This window comes from Imperialibacter sp. (assembly GCF_040222385.1).
Classification (GTDB): domain Bacteria; phylum Bacteroidota; class Bacteroidia; order Cytophagales; family Cyclobacteriaceae; genus Imperialibacter.
Genome location: NZ_JAVKDF010000039.1, coordinates 275,115 through 294,779 on the forward strand (window position 1 = coordinate 275,115; position 19,665 = coordinate 294,779).

At 45.4% G+C, this 19,665-nt stretch carries 18 protein-coding genes and 1 tRNA gene; 11 read left to right on the forward strand and 8 right to left on the reverse strand.

Annotated features, from left to right (window positions below):
• Positions 1-5 precede the first annotated feature (5 nt).
• Complete coding sequence (locus RIG68_RS20910) at positions 6-470, reverse strand: hypothetical protein (protein ID WP_350126774.1); 465 nt, start codon at positions 468-470, stop codon at positions 6-8.
• A gap of 724 nt (positions 471-1,194) precedes the next feature.
• Here RIG68_RS20910 and RIG68_RS20915 point away from each other — a divergent pair.
• From RIG68_RS20915 to RIG68_RS20925, 3 genes are read left to right on the forward strand one after another with little or no spacing between them, the layout of a single operon-like run.
• The gene (locus RIG68_RS20915) at positions 1,195-2,964 is read left to right on the forward strand and encodes a PQQ-dependent sugar dehydrogenase (protein ID WP_502880673.1); all 1,770 of its coding nucleotides are present in this window, start codon (positions 1,195-1,197) and stop codon (positions 2,962-2,964) included.
• A gap of 10 nt (positions 2,965-2,974) precedes the next feature.
• The gene (locus tag RIG68_RS20920; protein ID WP_350126777.1) at positions 2,975-4,207 is read left to right on the forward strand and encodes an aminotransferase class V-fold PLP-dependent enzyme; all 1,233 of its coding nucleotides are present in this window, start codon (positions 2,975-2,977) and stop codon (positions 4,205-4,207) included.
• Positions 4,208-4,261: 54 nt separating this feature from the next.
• A complete protein-coding gene (locus RIG68_RS20925) occupies positions 4,262-5,488 on the forward strand; it encodes a selenocysteine synthase (protein WP_350126780.1) in 1,227 nt (408 codons plus the stop codon).
• A gap of 140 nt (positions 5,489-5,628) precedes the next feature.
• Here RIG68_RS20925 and RIG68_RS20930 read toward each other — a convergent pair whose 3' ends face one another.
• Both RIG68_RS20930 and RIG68_RS20935 read right to left on the reverse strand, forming a co-directional pair.
• Positions 5,629-6,870 carry an amidohydrolase/deacetylase family metallohydrolase gene (locus tag RIG68_RS20930; protein WP_350126783.1) on the reverse strand — a complete coding sequence of 414 codons (1,242 nt, stop codon included), beginning with the start codon at positions 6,868-6,870 and terminating at the stop codon, positions 5,629-5,631.
• A 68-nt stretch (positions 6,871-6,938) separates the two neighbouring features.
• A complete protein-coding gene (locus RIG68_RS20935; RefSeq protein WP_317491135.1) occupies positions 6,939-7,403 on the reverse strand; it encodes a RidA family protein in 465 nt (154 codons plus the stop codon).
• A gap of 449 nt (positions 7,404-7,852) precedes the next feature.
• Between RIG68_RS20935 and RIG68_RS20940 the strand changes: the two genes are divergently transcribed.
• Positions 7,853-8,743: a YitT family protein gene (locus RIG68_RS20940; RefSeq protein ID WP_350126786.1), complete on the forward strand. Its 891-nt coding sequence runs from the start codon at positions 7,853-7,855 to the stop codon at positions 8,741-8,743.
• A gap of 45 nt (positions 8,744-8,788) precedes the next feature.
• Here the strand turns inward: RIG68_RS20940 and RIG68_RS20945 are convergent, their stop codons facing one another.
• The 5 genes from RIG68_RS20945 to RIG68_RS20965 all read right to left on the reverse strand — a co-directional run bounded on the left by RIG68_RS20945 (position 8,789) and on the right by RIG68_RS20965 (position 12,262).
• Positions 8,789-9,055, reverse strand: coding sequence for a hypothetical protein (locus RIG68_RS20945; RefSeq protein WP_350126789.1), 267 nt, complete (start codon positions 9,053-9,055; stop codon positions 8,789-8,791).
• A gap of 9 nt (positions 9,056-9,064) precedes the next feature.
• On the reverse strand, positions 9,065-9,847 hold the full coding sequence (locus tag RIG68_RS20950) for a prohibitin family protein (protein ID WP_350126792.1): 783 nt from the start codon (positions 9,845-9,847) through the stop codon (positions 9,065-9,067).
• Between the two features lie 35 nt (positions 9,848-9,882).
• On the reverse strand, positions 9,883-10,056 hold the full coding sequence (locus tag RIG68_RS20955) for a hypothetical protein (protein ID WP_350126795.1): 174 nt from the start codon (positions 10,054-10,056) through the stop codon (positions 9,883-9,885).
• An 18-nt stretch (positions 10,057-10,074) separates the two neighbouring features.
• Entirely contained in the window at positions 10,075-10,929 is an 855-nt protein-coding gene (locus RIG68_RS20960; protein ID WP_350126798.1) for a leucine-rich repeat domain-containing protein, read from the reverse strand.
• Positions 10,930-11,677: 748 nt separating this feature from the next.
• A complete protein-coding gene (locus tag RIG68_RS20965) occupies positions 11,678-12,262 on the reverse strand; it encodes a TetR/AcrR family transcriptional regulator (protein ID WP_350126801.1) in 585 nt (194 codons plus the stop codon).
• A gap of 541 nt (positions 12,263-12,803) precedes the next feature.
• On the opposite strand from RIG68_RS20965, the gene RIG68_RS20970 reads away from it, so the two are divergent.
• The 7 genes from RIG68_RS20970 to RIG68_RS21000 all read left to right on the forward strand — a co-directional run bounded on the left by RIG68_RS20970 (position 12,804) and on the right by RIG68_RS21000 (position 19,638).
• On the forward strand, positions 12,804-14,381 hold the full coding sequence (locus tag RIG68_RS20970; protein ID WP_350126804.1) for a solute:sodium symporter family transporter: 1,578 nt from the start codon (positions 12,804-12,806) through the stop codon (positions 14,379-14,381).
• A gap of 53 nt (positions 14,382-14,434) precedes the next feature.
• Positions 14,435-15,292: an inositol oxygenase family protein gene (locus RIG68_RS20975; protein WP_350126807.1), complete on the forward strand. Its 858-nt coding sequence runs from the start codon at positions 14,435-14,437 to the stop codon at positions 15,290-15,292.
• Between the two features lie 62 nt (positions 15,293-15,354).
• Entirely contained in the window at positions 15,355-17,091 is a 1,737-nt protein-coding gene (locus tag RIG68_RS20980; RefSeq protein WP_350126810.1) for an arylsulfatase, read from the forward strand.
• Positions 17,092-17,198: 107 nt separating this feature from the next.
• A tRNA-Pro gene (locus RIG68_RS20985) sits at positions 17,199-17,272 on the forward strand.
• Between the two features lie 284 nt (positions 17,273-17,556).
• Entirely contained in the window at positions 17,557-18,804 is a 1,248-nt protein-coding gene (locus RIG68_RS20990) for a site-specific integrase (protein ID WP_350126813.1), read from the forward strand.
• A gap of 79 nt (positions 18,805-18,883) precedes the next feature.
• Complete coding sequence (locus tag RIG68_RS20995; protein WP_236587567.1) at positions 18,884-19,252, forward strand: ArsR/SmtB family transcription factor; 369 nt, start codon at positions 18,884-18,886, stop codon at positions 19,250-19,252.
• Positions 19,249-19,638 carry a metal-sensing transcriptional repressor gene (locus RIG68_RS21000; protein WP_201430308.1) on the forward strand — a complete coding sequence of 130 codons (390 nt, stop codon included), beginning with the start codon at positions 19,249-19,251 and terminating at the stop codon, positions 19,636-19,638. Before RIG68_RS20995 ends, RIG68_RS21000 begins: the two co-directional genes overlap by 4 nt.
• Positions 19,639-19,665: the final 27 nt, after the last annotated feature.

Here is a 19,665-nt window from a genome sequence, read left to right on the forward strand (position 1 = left end):
GAAGTTTAGCCGGCCGACTCAAGAAGTCGCCTGGCTTTGTTAGAATCCATTACATGTTCTGCCAGCCGAAAGATTTCCTTTTTCACAGCCCGTAACTCAATCTGTAGGTCTGCCAAAGCCTTTTTAAGCGTGTTATGCTCGTTTTCACAGGCCGATACATTAGGAAGCGAAGGGTTTTCGATAAGCGCTGCCAAATGATGCATGTGCCTAGCTACTTTCGATTCCGTTGCTAGTATATTTTTCTCAAAATGGGAGAGCCTGTTAGCCACTTGTTGTGTGGTTTCTAGGTGCTTTTCGTCAATCAGCCACAAGAAATATTTGTCAATTAGTTTCTTAAGGAACCGCAATTCATCCTTGTCGAACTTCAGGTCGGATTGCCAGCGCTCAGCCATTACATATTGCTCACTCCAAAAATCTTTACCGGTATTTTGTGTGGAGCCCTTTGCTGATTCTTTTACTGTAGTGCTCATAATATTGGTTTTTTAGTCATTGAATTTGCTTGACTAAAGGTTCTCATTCTCTTTCACAATTGATATGACCTAGGTCTTATGGGAGGCAAATTTTTGTCACTTTTGCCTTTGTGATGGCAATGTGGTGACGAGGTAGTTTAATGAGCAATCGTTGGTCGGGGTTGGGGGTAGAAGAGGTGTTGTGTTTCCGTGGATTTGGGGTTGTCCAGGAGTAGTTTACCAGGTGCTGAGGGATGAGCAATGGGAGGCAATACGCTTCCTCAAAAAGATAGCTATCTTTTACCCTAAACATAGCTATAATTCATTCCAAACATAGCCATCTTTGGGTCGAAACATAGCTATGTTTGAGATGAATTATAGTTACAATTGAAGTGGATTATAGCTATGATTTTGAAAGAGGTGGTTTTGGGTGTTTTCTGACTAGCAAATGGCCAAAATAGCTGAGAGGATTTCCTCGCAATTCAAGAGATATCAGGGTGGAGGTGAACGAAAAATTTGAGAGGCCCAATCCTTCGTTTATATGTTCTTTTTACATTTTCCTTTTTTTGCCAATACCACTTCGAGAAATTAACACATCCATAAGCTCAGAGCCTTAAGGTTGCACTAGTCCGATAACGCCCTTTAATTAGATTTCTTTTATTGCCGCTCCTATAATTGTGTCCGCACACAAGATCATTTTAGAATGTTTTTTACTATATTGAACAAACACTCTACCTGAACTAGTATGGCAAAACTGTGCTTGTCGCCTCAACCTGGATGGTTTCATCCATTAATCACTTTTATCAGCCGATCGGCCTGGGCTGTTACAGTCATTGTCTCGATGTCGTGCGACAGTCGCCCGCAGCTGCCGCCCGGCGACCCCGGCAATGGAGGGCTTGTTCTCCCCGGCGGCTTTGAGGCAGTGGTGGTGGTCGACAGTTTGAAGGGCAGAACCCGCCACATGGCCGTGAACGACAATGGCGATATCTACGTGAAGCTCCGCTTTCCACAAGAGGAGGGAGGCAATATGGCGCTTCGGGATAACGACGGCGATGGCAAGGCAGACGAGCTGCAGGTATTTGGAAACTATAAAAACGACGGTAGCTACGGAGCAGCCATGAGAATCTATAATGGCTATTTGTACTATGGCGCTCAGCTCGCAGTGTACCGCCAGAAGTTGGTGCCCGGTAAACTCGTTCCGGATACTGAGCTTGAAACGATTTTAATCGACGATCACGAGCATGGCAGCCATGAGCACATCGCCAAAGTGGTCTCATTTGATGATAAGGGAAATATGTATGTCCCATTTGGCACGCCTTCGAATGCCTGCATGCCTGTAAAACGGACGCCCAATATGCCAGGGATGGATCCGTGCCCGCAACTGGAGGATCATGGGGGCATCTGGAAGTTTGATGCTAACAAGCAAAACCAGACTCAGAAAGATGGCAGCATGTTCGCCACAGGTATCCGAAGCGTTGTAGCCATGGACTGGAATACTGAGGACAATCATCTTTACGTGGTGATGCATGGCAGGGACGATTTGCTCCGACTTTGGGCGCAGAAATACAGTCCATGGGAAAGCGCCATGCTGCCCGCCGAAGAGTTTTTACGGGTGACAGAAGGCACGAATGCCGGTTGGCCTTATTGCTACTACGATCAAATCAAGGCTAAAAAAGTCCTGGGCCCCGAATATGGTGGCGACGGCGATAGCATTGGTCGCTGTGCTGACTTTGAAATGCCTTTGATGGGCTTTCCAGGTCACTGGGCGCCCAACGATCTGTTTTTCTACACAGGCGATCAATTCCCAGAACATTACAAAAATGGGGCATTTATCGCTTTTCATGGTTCTACCAACCGGGCACCTTATCCGCAGGCGGGCTACTTCATTGGCTTTGTGCCTTTTAAAAACGGCCAGCCCTCCGGCGATTGGGAAGTGTTTGCCGATGGCTTCGCCGGTGTCGATCCTGTTGTCAATGTGAGCGATGCGCACTACAGACCTATGGGCATCGCCATGGGGCCTGACGGCTCACTCTATTTCTCTGACACAGAAAAAGGGAAAATCTGGCGGGTGATGTATAAAGGAGACAAAGGTGGGTTTGGTACAGAGCAGCTAGCCAAAATGGAGGAGCGGAAGAATGCATCGAATATCAGAACGCCCGATGAAATAGAAGACAACCTGGAAAAAGGAGTGAAAGTGGCAGGGGAGAAGACTTACCTGACCTACTGCGGCTCTTGCCATCAGAATAATGGCAAGGGTGCTTCGGGCCGGTTTCCTCCATTGGCTGGGGCGCCCTGGGTGGTTGGCGACAAGGGCTTGCTGATCAGCATTGTGCTCAACGGCATGGAGGGCAGCATTACTGTGAATGGAGAAGAATACAATAATGTGATGCCACAACACAGCTTTTTGAGTGATGAGGAGGTGGCCGGGGTGCTCACCTATATCCGGCAAAGCTTTGGAAATACTGCCAGCGAGGTGTCGGCAGAAGATGTAGAGAAAATAAGACGTTCATTATAACAATCAGATCATGTTAAGCAGAAGAAAACTTGTTAAACGCTTGGCCAGCCTCCCTTTTATAGGAGGCATTGTGGGAAGCGGTATTTCTATCCAATCCGCTGCTGCTTCACCGGCTGCGCCAACAGCCGCTCAAAATTTATTCAAAGAGCTGGGAATACGCCCCCTGATCAATGCCCGTGGTACCATGACCTTTCTGTCCGGTTCTTTGATGGAGCCAGAGGTGGTGGCTGCCATTAATGCAACGGCAACAGATTTTGCGAACATGCATGAGCTGACTGACAAGGTGGGGGAGCGCATTGCAGAGATGCTGGAATGTGAAGCGGCTATGGTTACTTCCGGCGCTGCTTGTGCCCTAACGATAGGAACCGCTGCTGCCATTACTGGAATGGATATGGATAAAATCAAACAAATCCCTAACCTGCCTGGCCCTAAACCGGAAGTGATTATTCAGAAAAAGCATCGTTATGTGTTTGATCAGGCCGTACGTACTGCCGGAGTGAAGTTGATAGAAGTAGAAAATGCTGCGGAAATGGAGGCGGCCTTCAATGAGCGCACAGTCATGACACTTTTCTTCAACGGCGCCGTCGATTGGTATGGCATTGAAGATAGTATCAATCACGAGGATTTTGTAGCCATCTCCAAACGTCATAATATTCCTTCTTTTATAGATGCAGCAGCGGATGTGCCACCTGTGGAGAATCTTTTCAAGTATCAAAAAATGGGATTTGACATGGTCACCTTCTCCGGAGGAAAAATGATTCGTGGCCCTCAAAGTGCCGGGCTGCTGTTCGGACGCAAAGACCTGATTGAGGCGGCTAAGCTCAACTTCTCACCACATGAAAGCCCTATTGGTCGTTCGATGAAAGTCAACAAGGAAGAAATTTTTGGTATGTACGCCGCTTTGAAACTCTATCTTGAAAAGGATCATGAAAAAGAATGGAAGGAGTGGGAGGGACGTGTAGCCGATATCACCAAAACAGTAGAAACCGTGCCCGGCGTGAAAGGAGAGATGCACATGCCTAAAGGCCGGGCCAATGTATTCCCTGGTCTGCTGGTGAAGTGGGATCAGAACAAGGTAAAGATTAAGCCAAAGGACGTGGTAGAAGAGCTGCGAGCTGGTGAGCCCAGGATTGAGACGTCTGCCGGAGATGATGCACTTCGCATTACCGTGGTTACTTTGTTGCCCGAGCAGGTGGCGATTGTAGGAAGGCGAATCAAAGAAGTGCTTCAGGCAGCAGTGTGATGTTACCTGAAACTACAGTAGTTTTTAGTTGAGACCTATTTAAAAGACAAACCTATGCTAAGTAGAAGAAAACTCATTAAACGCTTGTCGGCTGTCCCTTTCGTTGGAGGAATAATAGGTGCTGGTGTACCGCTATCAGCCATTGCCGCTGCACCTGTAGCTCCCTATCGGGACTACTTTGCTGAGTTAGGCGTGCGTACCTTCATCAACGCTGCGGGTACTTATACAGCAATGACTGGCTCTTTGCTAAGAGATGAAATGAAAGACGCTTACAACTACGCCTCGGAGCATTATGTAATGCTCGACGAGTTGCAGGATAAAGTAGGCGAAAGAATTGCTCAGATGCTCAAATGCGAGGCCGCAACGGTCACCTCGGGTGCCTTTTCAGCGATGACGTTGGGGATGGCTGGAGTGCTCACCGGTATGGATTCCAAAAAAGCGGAGCAGGTTCCTCACCTGGAAGGAACAGGGATGAAAACGGAAGTGATCATTCAGAAATCTCATAATATAGGTTATGCCCACGCTGTGCGCAATTGCGGAGTGAAAGTGATTGAGGTGGAGACCAAAGAACAGTTGAAAAAGGCCATCAATAAAAACACGGCTTTGATGCTTTTTATCAATGCCTATGAGCCTAATGGACAGATCAATGCAGAAGAATGGCTGAAGACGGGCAAGGAGAATAATATCCCCTGCATGAACGACTGTGCGGCTGATGTGCCACCGGTGGAGAATCTGTGGAAGTTCACCCAAATGGGCTATGACCTGGTTTGTTTTTCAGGAGGCAAAGGACTGAGAGGCCCCCAGAGCGCAGGTTTGCTACTCGGTAAAAAAGAACTGATAGCGGCAGCCCGGTTGAGCGCTCCGCCAAGAGGAAATACTGTCGGCAGGGGAATGAAAGTGAATAAGGAAGAGGTGCTCGGTATGTGGGCAGCATTGGAGGCCTTTGTAAATGGAGACCATGAAAAAGAATGGAGGTTGTGGGAAGGCCAGATCAACCTGATTGCTGACGCCGTAAAGGGTATTGATGGACTCACCATCAAAATTCACGTGCCTCCCATTGCCAATCATATCCCTACCCTGGATCTTTCATGGGATACAAAAAAGGTAAAAATATCAGGCAACGGCCTTAAAGATGTGCTTCGAAGCGGTCACCCGTCGATAGAGGTTGCGGGTGGTGGCGAAAACTCCGTCAGTATTACCACCTGGATGATGCGCCCCGGACAGGAAAGAATTGTTGCGGGCCGAATCCGTGAGGGCCTTGAGAAGGCAGCAGCGGGTTAAGGCTTTGTTTGTAGGTGTCGGCACGGCAAATTGCCCCTGAGCAAGAGCCGTCAGACACCGGATTCTATTCAGAAATGATGTCGGGCGGGTGTGAAGACACACCCTACGATATGGTATGTCCACACCCGCCTTACATGTAGTTATCTCGGCAGCACCACCGGATTAGCAATGCCATTTAAGTCGTAGACGATTCTTCCTCCCTTGATCGTCATTTCGCATTCAAACTTTTGTGTGCCCGTTTCTTTATGCCCCCGATAGTCGAAGAAGCCAAAGTTGCCCTTGCGCATATTCAGAATAGCCACGTCGGCAATCGCTCCCTCGGTGAGGTGTCCCAGTTCTGGACGCTGGATAACCTGCGCCGGCTTCCAGGTAGAGGCATTGATGACCAGTTCCAAATCCATTCCCATCTGTAGGAATTTCGACATCACACTGAGCTGATCTTTCATGGCATTGTTGAAGCTGCCCGCATGGATGTCGGTGCTGATGGTGGTAGGATAGAAACCTGCTTTGATAGCCGGAATGGCCTGGGAATAGGAAAAGCTGATGCCGCCATACCCCACATCAAACACGATTCCTCTTTTTTGCGCATCCCAAACAAACGGTTTCAATTTTTTGGTCGCCGGATCGACAATAGGCTCCCGAGTGTCGAGTTCTCCAAAAGTGTGGGTGAAAATGTCGCCAGGTCTTAGGTGCTTCATGAAAAGGTCTTCGATCGAAAGAGGAGGGTTGTTCCCGCCAAAATCAACTATCACAGGCATTTTTGCCAAATTACCTGCTTCTACGGCATTGTCTACCGGCGTCCATTCGGGGCCATTGAAATGAGCCACTTTAAAGCCTACTACATGTTCCTTGTTTGACCTTGCCACAGCGGCAGCCATGCGGGCATCCATGTCATTCAGGTTCTGCTCGTACACGCCGCCTCTCATGCCCTCACCAACAATGTTGAGAAACGACAGTACCCTGGTTTGAGAGTTATCAATGATGTTCTCTTTGAATGTAGGGAACGACTTCCAACCCGCACCCCCAGCATCTACAATCGTAGTAACACCCACCCGAAAAGTGAACCCGTCCGGCATAATGGCAACCAATCCATCGCTCAGGTAATGGTCAGGCTGCGTGCCGAAGAAGACGTGGCCATGCATGTCGATCAGCCCGGGGGTGATGTACATGCCTTTCGCATCTACCACCTGTTTGGCTCCGGTAGCATCGATGGTTTTGGCTACCCTGGCAATCTTTCCGTCCTGGATGGCGACGTCCATCGGTTCATTGATATTGTTTTTCGGGTCGATGACATGCCCCCCTTTAATGACAATTTGGTAGGGCTGTGCTACGACGCTGGCAGTGACAAAGAAAAAGGCAATAATAGATAAGAAACGTTTCATTGTAGTGGATTCAGGGTGTGAAGTGGAAGCCCGGCGCCCTAAGGCGCCGGGCCTTCATAGATAGTATTTTAAACGTAAGCGATGCAATCAATCTCCACCAGGGAGTCGCCGGGTACGCCACCATAGGTTGCCACAGTGGTTCTCACTGGAGGCTTCGCACCAAACCTGCCTTTGTACACCTCATTCATGGCTTTATAGTCGTTCAAGTCCGCAAGGAACACGCTCACCTTCAATACTTTTTCCATGGAGGATCCGGCTTTGATGAGTTCTTTTTCCAATTCCTTTAGCACATGATCGGTGTGTGCTTTGATGTCGCCTTCGAAATGAGCTCCCTTGCCGGCAATAAATACCAGGTTGCCCATTTGCGTGGAGCCGGAGAACAGCGGCATGTCCTGAAAGGTGGTGATGTTATTGGCTTTCTTTTCAAGTGTTGCCGGTGCAGCGTTGGCTGATGAAACGGCTCCAAAACCTGCGAAGCCAGCTATACCGGCAAAAAGCTTTTTCAGGGTAGATCTGCGTTCTAGTTTTTCCATGACAAAAGTAAGTTAAGCGTTGAATGTTTGAGAATGGTAGCAATGTGCTCTGCACTTTCAATTTGAGAAAAAATAATGAGAGTTGAAACTCTTTTTATTTGATAAATAGGAGATGTGTGCGCAAACATCTCTGATTTTTATCTTGTGTATTTGGTATACCTTGGGTGATCGCTGTCAATGATAAGGCTGGCTCATTACTTCGACAAAGAGATTAAAATTGATTGCATCGTGTCATTCCACAGTTTAAAACAGGTTGAATGAAATTGTGCTATAATCTTAGCTCGGTATCGGCATACAAAATGAAGGGTGCTTGGTAATAGTTTCAAATGAAATGCCCGTTTGAAGGTGAACCTAAAAATTATATAGAAATATTAACCGGTTAACACCCAATTGCCTTATCATTATGTATTTTGAAAATTAAAAGAACCCTTGGTCATACTTTTAAAAAGATGAATCAACTTAAACAGCTTTTTTCTGAAATTTTTCAAATAGGCGTAGGCATTCTTTTAGCAAGTGTTGGTTTGAAAGGATTTCTTCTTCCAAATAGTTTTCTGGACGGCGGAGCGACTGGCATAGCTATTTTGCTCAGCAAACTCTACGACATTGATATTTCTTTGATTTTGGTGGTAGTGAGTTTGCCATTCCTGGTGTTGGCCTGGTTCATTTTATCCCGAAGGAAACTAATTAAATCAATTGTATCAATCATCGTTTTGGCAATCGTTATTCACTTTGAAAATTTTGACTCTGTTACAGAGGATAAACTCCTGATCGCAATATTCGGAGGTTTGTTTTTGGGCGCTGGCATAGGTTTGACGATTAGAAATGGTGCAGTGCTCGACGGGTCAGAAATTTTGGGAATTTTTGTTAATGAGCGCCTGGGGGTAAGTATTGGAAAGACCATTTTGTTTTTTAATATCGTTCTTTTTGCAATTACCTCCTTGCTGATTTCTACTGAAGTAGCGATGTATTCGATTCTAACTTTCCTTGTAACCGGAAAGGTAATTGACCTAACGATTGAGGGATTTGAAGATTATGTTGGCTTGATGATAGTGTCTGAACGAATCAGTGATATCGAGGAAGCACTCATTAATAAGGTGGGAGTTGGCTTGACAGCCTATAAAGGATCGAAGGGCATTGGAAAGAGGGGAATGCAAGTCCAGGGCGATATCATTCATACGGTTATCAACAGAATTGATATCAGAAGCACTTACTTCTTGATAGACAATATTGACAAAAATGCTTTCATTATTGAATTTGATGTCAATAACGTAAGTGGTGGCATTCTCAGAAAGTACCTCACCAGGGATGGCGTCAAAAAGACATGGGCCAATCTTACTTAACGAATATTAATCTTTTTTCAAACCGATTGGTCGAAATCTAAAGATTTACGACCGGAAGCTCTCACTCCTCTGTTTCTGTCCGCCGGTTTTAGTTTTTGGGAAAGCCACCGAGTGACCTTCCCAATGAAATATTCTAGTTGTTTTTGCACCGAATTTCTGTTTCAGTAATATGGAGCGACTCATTGCCTCTTCTCCAGTGAAGAACACCGAATATGCCTTTTCTTCGATATTTAATTGATCCACCTCGTTGGCCACCATAATGGCTATGTAATCGTCAGGCTTTGGATTTTCTTCAATTACGATCCATTTCATGCCTTTTTATTATTCTTTGTCACCATTGATCAACATTGGGGCTTCACCATTTGTCATGATGATTTTTGAATTTGGCGACTTGGCCAATTCCCTGAAAGCCTCAATGCTTTGCCATTTTATGATTTGATCGTTCAAACCCTCAGAGATTATTTTTTGAGCATCCCTAATGCCCTGCGCCTCAATCATTTTACGCTGAGCCTCCTGCTGTTCACGATCAAGCACGAATTCCATTCTTTGGGCATTTTGCTCAGCCTCGAGTTTTTCTTCAACAGCACGGGCTAACCCCTGAGGCAGCTGTATATTTTTCATAAGAACAGCTTGCACATCGAAGCCTCGAGGCTCAAGTATTTTAGCCATTTGGATTGTGATTTCACGTTCAATAGCCGCTCGTTGAGCCGAGTGCATATCTTTCGCAAAAAAGCGAGAACATACGTCGGCCGCTGCCGACCGGAAAACACTACCTATTAGCACATCTTCATAGTTGATACCAATGTTCTCAAGTATTTCGGGTGTTTTTTCTGGTTCGACTCTATATAGAATTGAGATAACTGCCGCCACATTTAAGCCCTCCTTTGAGGGTAGATTGGACATGATTTCTATATTGACCGTGCGTATCGGCAGTTTTATCACCCGAGATACAAACGGATTGTACAACACAGGACCCGGTTGAATAATCTCCTGGTTTAGTCGACCAAGCTTTCGTTTTACACCTACTTCACCCTGCTTTACAATTGCGCAACCAGAAGAAAATAATATTACGATGACAATGATAAACGTTGATATCGATTTCATGATAAAGATGTTTAAAATGTTTCTACAGCATTTAACTATGATTGCCGGGCCAATATAAGCCCGTTGTTTTTCGCCCAGTCTTTGAGCTCTTTAGCCTCACCTTTACTTAGTCTGGCCAGGGATTTCCTGTACTCTTTTCTCAGAAGTTTACGATCGAAACTTACCTTGCCTAGTATGATCTTAAAATATTCAAGCATCGATGTTTTCATTGCAGTAAAGTTTTTGTGTTAAAAATTGATGCTGACGTTCGGCGACAGTACGTATTCATGCGTGAAATAGTCATTAGGCAATGCATGGCTTTGCCGATTGTCCGTCAATCGCAGCTTTTTCGTGGAACCTTGCCAGTCATTTTCGAACAGCGAGAGCTCACTTTGCTTCTCAAATGCCGCAAACTGTCTCATTTCAGCCGAGCTTGGTAAAGACTCAGTGAAGTGACTGTCTGAAAAGTGTAGGGTTTTAAGGTTTGGTAACCGACTCAAAACCGCCATATTTTTCTCTAATGTGAATGTTTCAGCCCCGGTTACTGAAAGTATGTGTAGGTTTTTCAGGCCGGAGAATTCCCCCGGAAGTCGCTCAATTGGATTGTTTGACAATTCCAGGAAACGTAGGTTACTCAGCTTGCCGATTGTGGACGGCAGGTGTTGAATCCGGTTACCAGTCAAATCAAGCACCCGGAGGTTGGGAAGTTTGGATAGTACCTCAAGCCCTTGCGAAAGGTCGAAGGGCCAATTGTGGCCCAGATATACATTACTCAGCTGCGCTAATTCGGAAAACCCATGGGGCAATGCTTCGATTCGGTTGCCCGAGAGGTCAATGAACCTCAAATCCTGAAGCGAACCAATCTCGTCGGGAATTGACGAAATGTTGTTAAGGCTCAAGTCGATGTATTTGAGATGTGGCATAGAAAGGATTTGCGGTGGGAACTCGACGAGGCCCTGATCCCTCAGCGTAAGCCACTCAACTGTCGTGGAGTTTTCAAGTGCCTCGTTGAGGCTCATTACATTTTTTGGGTGGATTTGACCAGCTACAGTCGATATCTGTAGGGACAAAAAGGTACTGAAAGCCATTATTACAGTTTTCATAGTATTTTGCTTTAGAAATAATCGATATGATGACAGAAACGTATAGGATTACAGGGATGACGCTTTACAGCTCATGTGAAATCATATTTTAAGGTTTTATCCTGTGACCGGCTGCAAGCTTTTGACCCGATGTCGATCCTGAAAACTAGCGTACTAATTGCCTTTGGGTAATTGGCTATCAGTAGAGCGCTCAGGCTGATGTTGGTTATATAGTTTTTCTCTGAAATGGCCAACGTTAACAGCCATCAAGGTAAGCCCTGCAAATAGGGATGCAATAATTGACCACACAATGAGATTGTGCTTCAAGGTGTTTTTGGGTTTCATAACTCTTTGATTTAAAGTACTATTTGAATATGTCACTTCCAGTGACTACCGGATTGGGAAAAACGGCGAGATTAAATCAGAAGTACCTTCAATCTTATATGAAGGGGAGTTATTTTTTGATGGGGATGGATACTTGAATAGCGGGGTAGATATACCTTTTTTGTGTCGAAACAGTGTTTTTTCTGACTAGGTTCGCTAGATTTTCTTTTGGCTGTTATTGCCTGGGAAGACTCATGCCTGGCTTCAATTTGTTCGTATTTTTCACCAGTCACCTCTTCTGAGTAGCCACTAAAGCTTTGTGCTGAAAGCAGAACGGAGAGCAATATGATGAAAAACCTAGGTAACATGACAGCAATACTTTTTTATTTGAGAGTATTACTCTTAAAAACGCAATCGTACAAAAATTGTTTCAGCAGAAATAATTTTATTCTTTGTTCAAAAGCGAGGACATGATCAGGTGGCGCAAGAAGTCAATAATTTTTTGCTCTTTTCTTGTGTCACCAAAGTCGGTAAGCCTAGGTAGGTGGTGCATGAAGAAATATTGGTGATGGGCCATTTCCAGGACGGTGCTGGTAAGTGATCGGCTAAACGGGTAATTAGGATTGACCTCAAGAAAAATCTCTGCAATTAGTGCACATAAGTCTTTGTAGGGTTTAAATAGCTGCTGCTCATTGTCTTTTGTAACGTGGTGGGTGAGGTATGATTTAGAACCTTCATTGATAACAAGATGGTGAAGGTTGTGCAAATCGATTTTGGTATCGGCCATTTTTTCCTGTTCAATTCTATGCATAAGCACTTGAAGGACGATATCAATCTTTTTGATAGGGTCATTTATGTTAGTAGTATTCACGACTAACTGATACTCTATCAACCTCCAATACAAGTCCACCAAATAGATTAAAAGGCGGTGTTTGTTTTCAAAGTATCTGTATACACTTGATTCAGTTGTATTTAGATTTTTTGCCAGCTTTTTGAATGTAAACTGTTCAAAGCCCATGCTTTGTATCATGGTGGAACTGTGTTGAAGAATATTCCTTCCCAATTCGGACGTTGCTGGATTTCGAACGTAAAGTTTTTCGTTCAGTTGTATTTGTATTTGCCAGTTCATACACTACTTTCTGATCAGCAAAGGTAAGACTTATTGCGGGTTGGTGCATAGCAAGGAGTAAAGGCCAGGGTTCTGAAGTAAGGGAAATGGCTTTCAATTGTGATGCTATACTAACCAGCGCCGTCATTTTTGACCGTTCGTTTTGGCAGTAAGTGATACTCACAGGAAAGCCTGATGTATCAATACTTCAGTGGTCATTATTTCACTTCGCGACATGTTCGGGCAGCTAGTATTCGAGACTTATTCGCAAAAAATTCTTTTTTTCTCGCTTTCAGTCAAAACAAGCACCTTTCAATCCCAACAAAGCATCAGGCCATAACGGCCCGTGGCTTTTCTCACCTGGGTTCTTTCTCCTTTATTCATTACAGCCAAAATTTGGACATTTTTTCTGTTATTGGCAATATTATCGTTTGAACCTATCTACACTACACCCTTTACATATATGCTACTCACCGTTTTATCATTTCTGGCTTTTACCGGTTTCGTTGCCCTCTTTTCGTGGTACAAGCTCCGTAAAGACAAGCTGGACACACAGGATGGTTATTTTCTCGGTGGCCGGAGTTTGACGGGCGTCGTCATTGCGGGCTCCATGTTGTTGACCAATATTTCTACAGAGCACCTGATAGGAATGAATGGGTCGGCCTACAAAAACGGCTTCATCATCATAGCCTGGGAGGTTACTTCGGCAGTAGCGCTGGTCATTGGTGCGCTCTACTTTATTCCGACGTTCCTCAAAATGGGATTGACAACAATCCCGCAATACCTTGAGTACCGCTTTGATCGGATCACCAGAACACTGGTGGCTCTTTTCCTGATTGTATCGTTTGTAGTTACCCTGTTGCCGATTGTGCTTTACACTGGTGCTATCAATCTGGAAAGCATTTTTAATGTATCGGAGACTCTGGGTGTTACTCAGGGACAGGGGCTTTGGCTGACGGTCATCATTATAGGGGTGATAGGCTCTATTTATGCTATTTTTGGCGGATTAAAGGCTGTGGCTTTTTCCGACACGATCAATGGTATTGGGCTGTTTGCAGGAGGCTTGCTGGTGCTTGGATTTGCATTGTGGGATATTGGCGATGGTAATGTGATTGAGGGGCTTAGCAAAGTGTACAAGGCTGCTCCCGAAAAATTCAATGTGATCGGAGCAAAGGACTCTGTGTTGCCGTTTGAAGTGCTTTTTACAGGACTCATGATCAATCAGTTGTATTTCTGGAGCATGAACCAAACAATTATTCAAAGGGCTTTTGGTGCCAAAAATCTTGCTGAAGCTCAAAAGGGGTTGCTGTATACCGGAGTATTAAAGCTGTTTGTGCCGCTCATTATTGTGCTTCCAGGTGTGATCGGCTTTTACTATTTCGGCGACTCACTTTACGATAACCAGGACCTAATTTATCCTGAGCTGATCAAAAAAGTGTTGCCTGTCGGTCTGACTGGGTTCTTTGCTGCAGTGGTGCTGGGGGCTGTGTTAAGCACTTTCAACAGTGTGCTCAACAGTACCGCTACCATCTTTAGCCTTGGTATCTACAAAAGGCATTTAAACAAGGACGCTTCCGAGAAGCAGCTGGTTTGGATAGGGAAGTTGACTTCCATTATTCTGGCGGTGTGTGCTATCGCAGCGGCTCCTATGGTGGCTGGAGCCCCCGAGGGCTTGTACCAACTGCTACAGCAACTCAACGGTATCTTCTTTATTCCTATAGCTTCGATACTTATAGCGGGATTGTTCCTACCCAGAGTATCTGCTGTGGGGGCAAAGGCAGCGCTATTTATCGGCCTGGCTTTTTATATACTCACCAGCTTCGTGTTTAAGGTCGATATCCATTTTGTACACTTATGGGGCATTGAGTTCGTTCTCAATATGCTGGTAATGTTCGGAGTGTCTTATTTTTACCCAAATACCAATACATTTAAGCCTGCCGATATTGAGTCGATACAAATGCACCCGTGGAAGTATGCCCGACATCTTGGGCTGCTTTTGGTAGTGCTTACGGTCGCTATTTACATTTGGCTGGGGCAGTGAAATGGTTTAGAATCTCAGTTTGAATTATTATCTTAGTAAAAATTTAAGCACCCATGAAGGACGTTACACCGCATCAGATGGAAGAGCTTTGGGAGGAAGATCTTCTGGAAAGATATCCGGAAGAAGGAAAGCCTGCCAAAGCAAAAGACGAATTCAGAAACTACGATGACCCCGCCAGAGACACGGTAAGGGAATTTTACCGGGTCAACCACATCAATCAGACCTATGACTTTGTGATGGCGAAGGAAAAGGAGTTTCTCAAATTTGACAAGCGGGAAATGAAGCTCTGGGATGCAGTAGAGTTTCTGAATACCCTGGTGGATGATTCCGACCCGGATACGGATTTGGATCAGACCCAGCACCTGCTGCAAACTTCAGAAGCCATCCGTGCCGATGGGCACCCCGACTGGTTTGTGCTTACAGGCTTTCTTCACGACCTGGGCAAAGTGCTTTGCCTTTTTGGTGAGCCTCAGTGGTGTGTGGTGGGTGATACGTTTCCAGTGGGCTGCAAGCATTCAGACAAGATTGTATACCCGGAGTTTTTCAAAGACAATGCCGACACGTACAACGAGCGCTTTAATACCAAGTATGGCGTTTACGAACCAAATTGCGGACTGGACAATGTACACCTTTCATGGGGGCACGATGAATACATCTACCAAATTATGAAAGACTACCTGCCTGCTGAAGGGCTGGCAATGCTGCGGTATCATAGCTTCTATTCGCAGCACAGAGAAAATGCTTACGAGCATTTGATGAACAAGGACGACCACAAGCTGTTTGAGTGGGTCAACAAGTTTAATCCATACGATCTTTACTCCAAGGCGGCTCAACCACCCAATGTGAAAGAGCTAAGACCATTCTACGAAGACCTGGCTTCCAAATACCTGCCAGACACTTTGAAGTTTTGATCTGCGAAAACAATAACAGTTATGACCGGAAGAACCTCTTCCGGTTTTTTTAATTTTAGCTCATGAGAAATCTACTATTATCTTTTATTGCCGTGTTTTCTATCGGATGCCTTTCAGGTTGTGAAGAGCCAGAACTGAAGCGGCCTAATATTCTCCTTGTGCTTACCGACGACCAGGGTTGGGGCGACCTGGCTTTTCATGGAAATGATAGTGTGAGTACTCCACACCTTGATTGGCTGGCACAACATGCTACGGAGTTTACAAGGTTCTACGTTTCTCCAGTTTGTGCACCCACCAGGGCGAGTATCCTCACCGGGCGCTACCACCTGGCCACTGGCACCTCGTGGGTAACGCACCGAATGGAAGTGATGCGTGAGGGAGAAGTGACAATGGCTGAGGTAATGAAAGCTGCCGGTTACCGTACAGGGCTGTTTGGGAAGTGGCACAATGGCAAGCAGTACCCACATGATCCTGTTGGGCAGGGTTTTCAGGAGTTTTTTGGCTTCAAAGAAGGCCACTTTAATAACTACTTCGACGCTACACTCACGCACAATTTTGAGGAGGTAAAGACGCAGGGATACATGGCCAACGTGCTGGCTGACAAAGCCATGGAGTTTATGGCCAACGACGGCCCTTTCTTGTGCATGCTAACACTCAACACCCCTCATGGACCTTTTCAGGTGCCTGATGAATATTTTGATAAGTATGCGGCGATGGGATTGAGCAACAAGGATGCAGCCGTCTATGGAATGGTCGAGAACATTGATGACATTATGGGGCGTTTGCTTGATCATTTGAATGCCATTCAGAAAGAGGAAGAAACCATCGTCATTTTCATGACAGACAACGGCCCCAACGGCGTGCGTTACAATGGCGGCTTTAAAGGTATTAAAGCCCATGTCGACGAGGGTGGGGTGAGAGTACCTTTTTTGATCCGCTACCCCCGACTTGGCTGGGACAAGGGGGCGAAGATTGAAAAGATGGCGGCGCATATTGATATCCTACCGACGCTGGCTGAGCTGACAGGGATTGTGCTGCCCGATAGCCTGAATATCCATGGAAAGAGTTTGCTTCCAATGACTGAATCGGCACCTGGCTGGCCCAATCGAAAGTTTTACACACACCAGGTGATTCGTGAAGTGGATACTATTCCGTCGGCTGTTCGGAGCGATCAGTACTTGCTGACAATGAAGCCTAATGAAACGGCTCTTTATGACCTGCTGGCCGACCCATTCCAAAAGCAGAACATTATTGATTCGCTGCCAGAGCTGGCGGCAAGTATGCAGGCCGACTATCGAAAATGGTTTGCTGAAGTAACCAAAAAAGGAACAACGCCGGAACCCATCCAAATAGGTCATGCCCAAGTGCCCGAAATAGAGCTGCCTGCTCCAGATGTGTTTGCTAAAGAAGCGATAGCATTTAAAGGAGGTATTGGTTGGGCAAACGATTGGTTTACCAGCATGAGCAACGATTCAAAAGCAGCCTGGGACTTGCAGGTTGTTGATACAGCCACTTATGCGGTGTATGTGGAAATGGCATGTGAAACAGCGACACCTTTTAATGTTCGCATTTCACTTGGAAGAGAGGTTGTTCAAAAGGAGATTTCCGCAAGTCTTTCGGCTCCGCAACTTGAAAGCCCTGATCGTGATGACCGTGGAGAGGTATATGAAAGAAAATGGCCATTGGTATTTGTCGGCAACCTGAAAGTAAACCCGGGAAGTGGCGAACTAAGTGTCAGTGTTAACGGTTTTTCTGGAAACAGTTTGGAGATTAAGTCAATCAGGTTGAGGATGTTATAATGATTGATGAATTAAAGTGAAAAAAGTATTGTGTGGAAATGGAAGATTCCGCATCTTTGCAGCCTCGTTTGAGAATCAGGGCACACGGAACCTGATTGATTGAAGTACGGGATGTAGCGCAGTCCGGTAGCGCATCTGGTTTGGGACCAGAGGGTCCCAGGTTCGAATCCTGGTATCCCGACAACAAAGGTTCATCTGAACCCAAAAGCCTGCAAATCTTACGATTTGCGGGCTTTTTTATTTTTTATGTATCAGTTCGATTTAGACAATTTCAGCAAAAATGAGACCTATCCGGTGAACCAAATGAATGGTTTATTTTAGTTCACCAGATTGATGCAAATAGCTGTAAAACAGATAGTTGCATCACACATTTTGAACTGCTTTAGGTCTGTTTGAGTGGCCTTGTGGAAGCAGTTCACCACGAGAGGAATCATTTTAACACAAACACTCAAAAGCTGAATTATCATGAGAACTACAAACACCTTCGGAGTTCAGTTCATCACAAGAACTAACAAGGCCAAAGATGGCCTCCTCCCAATCTATGCCAGGGTCACCGTTGATGGCCGCAGAGTTGAAATATCATTGAAGCGCTGGATCAAACCAGGCGACTGGAATGGCAGCAAAGGCATGGCCAAGGGCAGCCGGGAAGAAATCAAATCGCTCAATCATTATTTGGATGAGGTTCAGGCCCGTATCATGGAATGCTACCAGGAGATGCAAGTGCAAAAGCGGTTGATCACCGCAGATGCCATCAAGAGCATGTTCCTGGGTACAGACCAAAAGGATTTCACCTTGTGTAAGCTGGTGGATTATCATAACCAGGCCATGAGGGATACACTGACTTGGGGCACGATGAAAAACTACTTCACCACACAGAAGTACATCCACCGATTTTTGAAAGAGCGCTTTGGAACTACCGACATGTTTCTATCCGAGCTCTCCTATAAGTTCATCACTGATTTTGAATTCTACCTCCGCAATTACAAGCCCAAAGACCACCAGAAGCCGCTTGGCAATAATGGAGTGATGAAGCACCTGGAGCGTTTCCGGAAAATGGTGACCATGGCTGTAAAAATGGAATGGGTAAGCCGGGATCCATTTGATAAGTACCAACTCAAATTTCATCGGGTGGATAGGGATTTCCTCAATCAAGAAGAGCTGGAGGCAGTAGAAAACAAAGACTTCAAAATTGTGCGTTTGCAGTGGGTAAGAGATCTGTTTGTATTCAGTTGCTATACCGGACTGGCCTACATCGATGCAATGAACCTGACGCCATCCAACATTACGATTGGCATTGATGGAGAATACTGGCTTTCGACCTGTAGGCAAAAGACTGACCAGCCAGTAAGGGTTCCTATCCTTCCCAAAGCCTGGGAAATAATAGAGAAATACAAGACCCATCCAAGGGCATTGCAGAAAGGATCTGTATTCCCTATGATCTCTAACCAAAAGCTTAACTCCTACTTGAAAGAAATTGCCGACCTCTGCGGAATTGAAAAAAACCTCACCTTTCACCTGGCCAGACATACATTTGCCACCACCGTTACCCTTTGTAATGGCGTCCCGTTGGAGACCGTCAGCAAAATGCTCGGCCATTCAAAGATTACTACCACCCAGGTTTATGCTAAGGTCGTAGAGAAGAAGGTAAGCGAGGATATGCAGGCTCTCCGTGAAAGGCTGGCAGCACCGAAATTAATGAGAAGGGCGAAGTAGCCCTTTTTTTGTATTTAAGTACTTGCTTAAATACATTTAATTTCTTAGCTTTGTTAAGCAAATGCTTAAATACGAAGTTATGAATACATGTATTCGTGTCTTTGCCGATAGCGACCAGATCAATAGGTGCAGGGAAGACTTGAAAAGCAAGGAGGAAGGACTTTTAGAACTGGCAGATGTACTGAATCTTGCCGGTAATGCGGTCCGCCTCAAAATCCTGTACCTCTTGAAGCAGGAAAATGAACTTTGTCCGTGCGACTTGTCAGACATCCTGGGCATGACCGTGCCGGCCGTCTCACAGCATTTGAAAAAACTGAAGGATGCAAGAATCGTGACGACTAAAAAATCGGGACAAACCATATTCTATTCAGTAGAAGCGCAAAGTCAGCGAATCATTTCATCTGTGCTCGATTTGTTTAAGCTCCCAAATTCAATTCCTACCTTATGATACCCCATGATCTCACTCAAAGCATAAAGGTTTCACTAAAAACAGCAACAGGTCAGCTGGGATACATCCTTAGCAAAATAGATGATGTGGACCAGGTTGAAAATATCCTTTTGCAGCTAAAAGCTGTGCAATCCATGCTTGCTAAGACTACTTACGAGTTATTGGATGATGCCTACAGGAAAGCACTAGCAGAAAGGATCTCGTCAGCTTACCAGAGCTGCCCTGGCGACTGTGGCAATGAAGAAACAATAGAAAAGCTGAGAAAACTATTTCCAGAGCTTAAACTCGAAGAAGTGCCTAAAAAACTACGAGAAGCCCGCATGGTGGAAGAAGAATTGAAGAAATTTTTATCCGAACGTTTGGATACCCCCTCCCCCCGTGACTGACCTTTGGAGAGATGTTTCATTAAAATA

Excerpts from the sequence above, each read along its gene's own strand:
- RIG68_RS20910 (WP_350126774.1), bottom strand. The coding sequence starts at position 470 with ATGAGCACTACAGTAAAAGAATCAGCAAAGGGCTCCACACAAAATACC.
- RIG68_RS20915 (WP_502880673.1), top strand. The coding sequence starts at position 1,195 with ATGGCAAAACTGTGCTTGTCGCCTCAACCTGGATGGTTTCATCCATTA.
- RIG68_RS20920 (WP_350126777.1), top strand. The coding sequence starts at position 2,975 with ATGTTAAGCAGAAGAAAACTTGTTAAACGCTTGGCCAGCCTCCCTTTT.
- RIG68_RS20950 (WP_350126792.1), bottom strand. The coding sequence starts at position 9,847 with ATGAAATCGATATCAACGTTTATCATTGTCATCGTAATATTATTTTCT.
- RIG68_RS20935 (WP_317491135.1), bottom strand. The coding sequence starts at position 7,403 with ATGGAAAAACTAGAACGCAGATCTACCCTGAAAAAGCTTTTTGCCGGT.
- RIG68_RS20930 (WP_350126783.1), bottom strand. The coding sequence starts at position 6,870 with ATGAAACGTTTCTTATCTATTATTGCCTTTTTCTTTGTCACTGCCAGC.
- RIG68_RS20980 (WP_350126810.1), top strand. The coding sequence starts at position 15,355 with ATGAGAAATCTACTATTATCTTTTATTGCCGTGTTTTCTATCGGATGC.
- RIG68_RS20990 (WP_350126813.1), top strand. The coding sequence starts at position 17,557 with ATGAGAACTACAAACACCTTCGGAGTTCAGTTCATCACAAGAACTAAC.
- RIG68_RS20995 (WP_236587567.1), top strand. The coding sequence starts at position 18,884 with ATGAATACATGTATTCGTGTCTTTGCCGATAGCGACCAGATCAATAGG.
- RIG68_RS21000 (WP_201430308.1), top strand. The coding sequence starts at position 19,249 with ATGATACCCCATGATCTCACTCAAAGCATAAAGGTTTCACTAAAAACA.
- RIG68_RS20975 (WP_350126807.1), top strand. The coding sequence starts at position 14,435 with ATGAAGGACGTTACACCGCATCAGATGGAAGAGCTTTGGGAGGAAGAT.
- RIG68_RS20945 (WP_350126789.1), bottom strand. The coding sequence starts at position 9,055 with ATGAAATGGATCGTAATTGAAGAAAATCCAAAGCCTGACGATTACATA.
- RIG68_RS20960 (WP_350126798.1), bottom strand. The coding sequence starts at position 10,929 with ATGAAAACTGTAATAATGGCTTTCAGTACCTTTTTGTCCCTACAGATA.
- RIG68_RS20925 (WP_350126780.1), top strand. The coding sequence starts at position 4,262 with ATGCTAAGTAGAAGAAAACTCATTAAACGCTTGTCGGCTGTCCCTTTC.
- RIG68_RS20965 (WP_350126801.1), bottom strand. The coding sequence starts at position 12,262 with ATGATACAAAGCATGGGCTTTGAACAGTTTACATTCAAAAAGCTGGCA.
- RIG68_RS20955 (WP_350126795.1), bottom strand. The coding sequence starts at position 10,056 with ATGAAAACATCGATGCTTGAATATTTTAAGATCATACTAGGCAAGGTA.
- RIG68_RS20970 (WP_350126804.1), top strand. The coding sequence starts at position 12,804 with ATGCTACTCACCGTTTTATCATTTCTGGCTTTTACCGGTTTCGTTGCC.
- RIG68_RS20940 (WP_350126786.1), top strand. The coding sequence starts at position 7,853 with ATGAATCAACTTAAACAGCTTTTTTCTGAAATTTTTCAAATAGGCGTA.